Source organism: Hydrogenophaga sp., assembly GCF_026125825.1.
In the GTDB taxonomy this organism is placed as follows: Bacteria; Pseudomonadota; Gammaproteobacteria; order Burkholderiales; family Burkholderiaceae_C; genus Hydrogenophaga.
Map to the genome: position 1 here is coordinate 1 of NZ_JAHCKK010000156.1, position 5,823 is coordinate 5,823.

6 protein-coding genes are annotated in these 5,823 nt (G+C 70.6%); all 6 read right to left on the reverse strand.

Annotated features, from left to right (window positions below; translation table 11 throughout):
- Nucleotides 1-92: 92 nt before the first annotated feature.
- The 6 genes from KIT86_RS23910 to KIT86_RS23935 all read right to left on the reverse strand — a co-directional run bounded on the left by KIT86_RS23910 (nt 93) and on the right by KIT86_RS23935 (nt 5,769).
- The gene (locus KIT86_RS23910) at nt 93-953 is read right to left on the reverse strand and encodes an aspartate dehydrogenase (RefSeq protein WP_297403055.1); all 861 of its coding nucleotides are present in this window, start codon (nt 951-953) and stop codon (nt 93-95) included.
- On the reverse strand, nt 950-2,623 hold the full coding sequence (locus KIT86_RS23915; protein ID WP_297403057.1) for a thiamine pyrophosphate-binding protein: 1,674 nt from the start codon (nt 2,621-2,623) through the stop codon (nt 950-952). The genes KIT86_RS23910 and KIT86_RS23915 overlap by 4 nt, the downstream gene beginning before the upstream one ends.
- A complete protein-coding gene (locus tag KIT86_RS23920) occupies nt 2,620-3,447 on the reverse strand; it encodes an IclR family transcriptional regulator (protein ID WP_297403059.1) in 828 nt (275 codons plus the stop codon). The genes KIT86_RS23915 and KIT86_RS23920 overlap by 4 nt, the downstream gene beginning before the upstream one ends.
- Nucleotides 3,448-3,461: 14 nt before the next feature.
- A complete protein-coding gene (locus KIT86_RS23925; protein ID WP_297403061.1) occupies nt 3,462-4,286 on the reverse strand; it encodes an alpha/beta fold hydrolase in 825 nt (274 codons plus the stop codon).
- Nucleotides 4,287-4,391: 105 nt separating this feature from the next.
- Nucleotides 4,392-4,889 (reverse strand): cupin domain-containing protein, encoded by a 498-nt coding sequence (locus tag KIT86_RS23930; RefSeq protein WP_297403064.1) that lies wholly within the window; start codon nt 4,887-4,889, stop codon nt 4,392-4,394.
- Nucleotides 4,890-5,013: 124 nt separating this feature from the next.
- Nucleotides 5,014-5,769 (reverse strand): SDR family oxidoreductase, encoded by a 756-nt coding sequence (locus tag KIT86_RS23935; RefSeq protein WP_297403062.1) that lies wholly within the window; start codon nt 5,767-5,769, stop codon nt 5,014-5,016.
- Nucleotides 5,770-5,823: the final 54 nt, after the last annotated feature.

The window sequence follows — 5,823 nt, forward strand, 5'->3', positions numbered from 1 at the left end:
CGGTCGGTCATGTCAAACCTTTGAGAAGAGAGGGGGCGCCCCCCGCCCCCTTGAGGGGGTGACGCGCTGCCGGCGCGGCGCGGGGGTGGGCTTCATACCGTCACCAGGGCGGTGCGGTTGTGCAGGAAGCGCAGCGCGGACAACACGGTCAGTGCCGAGGTCTTGGGGTTGTCGGGCAGGGGCTTGCCGCGCATGGTGATGTGCATTTCGCCGAAGGCGCCGCGCACGTCGATCTCGTGGATGTTCTCGGTCACCGTGGGGTCGGCGATGAGGCGCACGCGGGTCGCGTCCAGGCCCAGGCCGGCGAGCGAGACGGTGGCGGCCACGTTGGCGTTCTTCGGGTAGAGGTGGGCGGCTTCGCGCGCCGTGGCTTCGAGGATGACGGTGGGCTCGGTGATCGCGCCCAGGTCGGTGACCTGCTCGGCCGGGCTGCCGCGCCAGCCCTGGGGCGGCTTGCGGCCGGTGTAGGTGACGCTGTCCAGGCCGGCGAGGCGGGCCGAGGCGATGGCGTCGATGCCACCGATGGCGCCGGCCAGCAGGTGCACGCGCGTGCCGCCGCGTTGCGCAGCCTCGGCCAGCTTCTCGGGCAGGCCGTCTTCGGACAGCGCGCCGATGGACAGCACGGCGCATTCGATGCCGCGCTCCAGCGCGGGCAGCACATGGCAGCCGATGGCGGCGTGGCCCGCGCATTCGAGCAGCAGGGTGGTTTCGGGCGGCACTTGCGTGCACACGGTCGCGGCGGTGCCGAGCGCGGCCTGGGCCTCGGCGACGTGGCTTTCGGACAGCACCACGTGGGTGATGCGCACCGTGGGGTGTCCGGCCATGCGCGCGAACAGGGTGCGGCCGATGGCGCCATAGCCGATCAGCGTGACCTGCTGAAAGGGCGTGCGGGAACCTTCGTGCTGCGCACCGCCGTGCGGGCTTGCCAGGGAAGGGCTCAGCGCGTCGTTCATGTCTCTTCCTTCTTCTTCGGGGGGCCGGCGAATTTCACGGCGAACGGGCCCCAGGCGTTCATGTCCACTTCCACCACCACCGGGCCGCTGGCGTGGGCCAGGGCTTTTTGCAGCGTGTCCTTGGTGGCGGCCGGGTCGGCCAGCTTGAAGTGCGGCACCTGCAGGCTGGCGCAGAGTTGGGCGAAGTTGGGGGTGTGCAGTTCGACGTAGGCGTGGCGGCTGCCGTAGATGTCGTCCTGGATGTTCTTGATGACGCCGTAGCGCTGGTCGTTCATGACGACGAAGACCACGTTGGCCTTCTCTTGCGCGGCGCAGGCGAGCTCGCCCACGTTGAGCATGAAGCCGCCGTCGCCGCAGAGGGCGATGGTGCGCCGGCCCAGCGCGTGCTCGGCATCGGCCACGGCCGCGCCCACGCCCATGGCCAGGCCCTGGCCGATGCCGCCGCCCAGGGCGTGCACGCCGGCGCGCGGGTGGTCCAGCACCGGGGCGCGGTTGCCCCACATGCTGTTGGAGAGGGTGATGTCGCGCACCCACCAGAGCTGTTTGCCGACGACCTCGGCCAGCGTGTTCTTGAGCTTGGCGTACTGGCCCAGCGTGCCGTCCACCAGCGAGGCGGCCTCGGCGCGGGTGCGCTTGACGTCGGCCGCGAGCTTGGGGTCGATCTGCATGCGGCCTTCGAGCCGGTCGGCCAGCGCGTTGAGCGTGATCTCGGCGTCGCCGTGCACGAACAGTTCGCTGCTGTAGCCCCGGCCGTCGGTGAGCGGGTTGGCGTCGATGCGGTAGCGCGTGGCGGGCAGCTTCAGCTTGTAGTTCAGCGTCTCGTTGCTGCGCAGGCGGGTGCCGACGCAGAGGAAGGCGTCCACGGTTTCGTAGAACTCTTCGGCGGGCTTCTGCAGGTTGTAGGAGCCCAGCGTGGCGGGATGGTCTTCGGGCACGATGCCGCGGCCTTGCACGGAGGAGACCACTGTCCAGCCCATGTTCACCAGCCGCATTGCGGCGGCGCTGGCGCTGCGCGCGCCGCCGCCCAGCCACAGCAGGGGGCGCTTGGCGCCGAGCAGACGTTCGGCGAGCTGGTCCACGGCGGCCAGGTTGGGCTGCACCGGGGGCACGGCCAGGGGCGAGAGATCGGCTGGCAGGTCCAGCTTCATCTTCTGCACGTCGATCGGGATTTCGATGCTCACCGGGCCGCAGGGCGGGGTCTGCGCCAGGCGCACGGCCTCGCGCAGGGTGGCCAGGGCGGTCTCGGGGTTGCGGATGCGAAAGGCGTCCTTGCCCACGGCCTTGAGCATGGCCAGCTGGGCCGGGTGCTCGTGGATGTAGCCGAGGTCGCGGTCGAGGAAGGGGGATTCGATCTGGCCGGTGAGGTGCAGCAGCGGCGTGCCGGCGGTGATGGCCTCGACCATCGCGCCGGCCGCGTTGCCGCAGCCCGTGCCGGTGCTGGTGACGCACACGCCCAGCGTGCCGCTGACGCGGGCATAGGCGTCGGCCATGTTGCACGCACCTGCCTCGCCGCGCGCCGAGACGAAACGGATCTTCTGGCGCGTGTGGAACGCGTCGAGGATGGGCATGTTGTGGATGGAGATCACGCCGAAGGCGGCGCGCACGCCGCACTGCTCCAGGAAGCGGGCGGCGAGTTCCCCCACGGTGATGCGTTGGTGAGATGGGCTCATGCGACTTTCTTTTCGGTCGGTTTGGTTTGCCACCCACCCCGGCTGGGCAGGTGGCTGATGCGTTCGGTGAGCTGGGCCGCGGCCTCGCGCACCTGGTTGACGAGAATTTCGAGTTCGCCGGGCTGCACCTGTTGCGCCGGCACGGTGATGCTGATGGCCGCTGCCACTTCGCCGCGGTCGTTGAAGACGGGTGCGGCGATGGTGGAGATGCCGGACTCGAAGCCGCCCTGGCTCACGCCGTAGCCGTTGGCGCGGTCCTGGTCGATCAGCTGCTTGAGCTGCTCGACCGTGGTGGGCGTGCGCGGGGTGTACTTGGGCAGCTCGGCTTCGGGGTAGAGCTGGCGCAGGGCGTTGAGGTCGAGGTCGCTGAGCAGCAGGCGGCCCAGCACGGTGGCGTGGGCCGGCAGGCGCGCGCCGACCTGGATGGAGTGGAACAGGGCGCTGCGGCCGGCGACCTTGGCGATGAAGACCACGTCGCGCGCGTCGCGCACCACCACGTGGGCGGAGTAGCCGCATTGGTCGCGCAGCGCTTCGATGATGGGGCGGCCGTGTTCGGTGAGTTCCATGGAGGCCAGGAACTCGAAGCCCAGGCGCAGCACGGACAGGCCGAGCTTGTAGTAGGCGCCATCGCCCACGCGCTCGACGAAGCCGCCTTGTTCCAGCGTCTGCAGCATGCGAAAGACCGAGGCGCGCGGCAGTTCGAGCCGGCGCGAGATCTCCGCGCCGGTGAGTTCGCGCTCGTCGCGGTTGAACAGCATGAGCAACTGCAGGCCGCGCATGAGCGCGGGCACGGTGTAGCGGTCGTCGTTTTTCTCGGTGGCCATGGTGTTCTCCTCGTTCAGTTGAGACCCAGCAGGGCGTTGACCGCGCCGGGGGCTTCCAGCGGGCACGCATGGCCCACAGAACCGAGATCATTCCACGCCACGCCGGCAGCCTGGGCCACGGCCTGGCACGAGGCGGGGGTGGTGATGCCGTCGGCGCTGCCGCTGGCCACCACCACCGGCAGCCGAAGCTGCGCCAGGTCGGCGGCCAGGGTGCCGTGGGCCAGCAGGCGCGCGGCCTGCGTGTAGCCGGCGGGGATCACCTGCGACATGCTCTCGCGCACGGCCTCGACCAGCTCGGGCGCCGCGCCGGGCGAGAGCATGGCCGCGCCGCGCGCCTGCGCCATGCCTTGCGGCCCGAGGCGCTCCAGCGTGGCCAGGCGGTCGCGCAGTTTCTGCTCGCGCACGGCCGGCTCGGCGTTGCCGTAGCCGCCCGCGGGCGAGAGCAGCACCAGGCGCTGCACGCGGGCTGGCGCGCGCAGGGCGGCGCGGCCGGCCATGAGCGCACCCAGCGAGTGGCCCACCAGCGTGATGGGCGCCTGCGCGCCCAGCGCGTCGAGCCAGGCCCAGAGGCGCTCGGCGTAGGCGTCGGCGCCCGGCCAGTCGGCCTTTACCGGGTCGCTGGTGCCGTAGCCCGGGGCGTCCCAGGCCAGCACGCGAACGGGCTGGCCCGCCGCGGCGTCGAGCTGGCGCACCCAGCTGCCCGAAGCCGAGCCGATGCCGTGCAGCAGCACATGCGTGACCTCGGCGGCCTGACCCGCTTCGCGGTACGACACGCGCGCACCATCCGCCAGCGCAATGCTGCGCAGCGGGTGGGAGGCGAGGGCTTGGAGAGGCGTCATGAGGATTGATGGGAAGTTGAACCAGAAACACCGCGGAACCGGCTTTGCCGGGCCGCTGGTGTTGCCCCCCTTGGGGGGCGACGCGCAGCGGCGCGGGGGGGGGATTCACCTTTTGATCTTGGCCAGGGGGCTGTCAGGCGGGTAGGTGGGGGTGATGGGCTTGGGCGAGCCCAGCATCACGCACATCAGCGCGTCCTCGTCGCCCACGTTGTGCTCTTCGCGGTACACGCCGGGCGGCACCGAGATCAGGTCGCGCTCGCCGACGATGGTTTCCCAGCGCTCGCCGTCCTTCTCGCAGATGACCTTCATGGCGCCGCGCATGACGAAGAAGATTTCCTCCACGTCGTAGTGGATGTGCGAGGGGCCGATGTTGCCGGCCGGGATCACCATGGTGGAGAAGGTGAAGTGCGCGGCGGGCACGGTGTTGGTGTCCTTGTTGACGCCGGTGCCGCCGGTGCCCACGTAGCGCATCTGCGCGCGGCGGTACTTGGGGTCGTAGTCGGCCTGGAACTTCAGCGCGTCCCAGTCGTAGCTGCGCGTGCTCTTGCGCGCCACGCGGGTTTCCATCCACTGCGCGAAGCTCTGGCCTTCGGCGCGCATCATGCCGCGCTGCGTCTCGGCCTCGGGCGGGATGTTGGCGTCCATCAGGCCGCGTTCGTTGAAGACGGGCGCGTTGGCCGCGGCGGTGGGTTTGTCGATGGTGGCGGTGCTCATCAGTTTCTCCTTTTCAGTTCATCGTGAAGCCGCCGTTGACGGGCAGCAGCTGACCGGTAATGAAGCCGCTGGCCTGTGTCAGCAAGAACAGGGCGGCGGCGTTGACGTCTTCGGGGACCTGCGGCCGCTGGATGGCGCGGCCCTTGAGGTAGTGCTCGTGCCGCTCCTGCGGCACGTAGGCGGTGGCTTCGACCAGGGTGAGGCCGGGGGCGATGGCGTTGACGGTGGTGCCGTCCTCGCCCATCTCGCGCGCCAGCGAGCGGGTCATGGCGATCACCGCGCCCTTGCTTGCCACGTAGGCCAGCAGGCGGGGCGCGCCCCAGAGCGCGGTGTCGGAGGCGATGTTGACCACGCGGCCCCCGCCGGTGGCGGCCAGGTGCGGCCGTGCGGCGGTGGTGACGAGCCAGGTGCCGCGCACGTTCACGTCCATCACCAGGTCCCAGGTCTCGGGGCTGAGCTCGCCCATGCCCTTGCCGCCGGAGTTGGTGATGGCGGCGTTGTTGATCAGGCCGTCGAGGCCGCCGAGCCATTGCACGGCGGCGTCCACGCCAGCGCGCACGCTGGCCGCGTCGAGCAGGTCCAGGGGCACGTAATGGGCGTTGGGGCCGAGGTCCTGGGCGAGCTGGCGGCCGGCGTCGTGCAGCACGTCGCTGATGACGACGCGCGCGCCGGCCTGCACCAGCGCCTGCGCGAAGCTCGCGCCCAGGCCGCGTGCGGCGCCGGTGACGAGCACGCGGCGGCCGGTGAGCTGGATTTCGTTGTGGCTCATGGTGTCGATCTCAGTTGTTGTGCCGTTGCGCACGCGGCACGGCCAGGGGCATCA

Excerpts from the sequence above, each read along its gene's own strand:
- KIT86_RS23910 (WP_297403055.1), bottom strand. The coding sequence starts at position 953 with ATGAACGACGCGCTGAGCCCTTCCCTGGCAAGCCCGCACGGCGGTGCG.
- KIT86_RS23915 (WP_297403057.1), bottom strand. The coding sequence starts at position 2,623 with ATGAGCCCATCTCACCAACGCATCACCGTGGGGGAACTCGCCGCCCGC.
- KIT86_RS23920 (WP_297403059.1), bottom strand. The coding sequence starts at position 3,447 with ATGGCCACCGAGAAAAACGACGACCGCTACACCGTGCCCGCGCTCATG.
- KIT86_RS23925 (WP_297403061.1), bottom strand. The coding sequence starts at position 4,286 with ATGACGCCTCTCCAAGCCCTCGCCTCCCACCCGCTGCGCAGCATTGCG.
- KIT86_RS23930 (WP_297403064.1), bottom strand. The coding sequence starts at position 4,889 with ATGATGCGCGCCGAAGGCCAGAGCTTCGCGCAGTGGATGGAAACCCGC.
- KIT86_RS23935 (WP_297403062.1), bottom strand. The coding sequence starts at position 5,769 with ATGAGCCACAACGAAATCCAGCTCACCGGCCGCCGCGTGCTCGTCACC.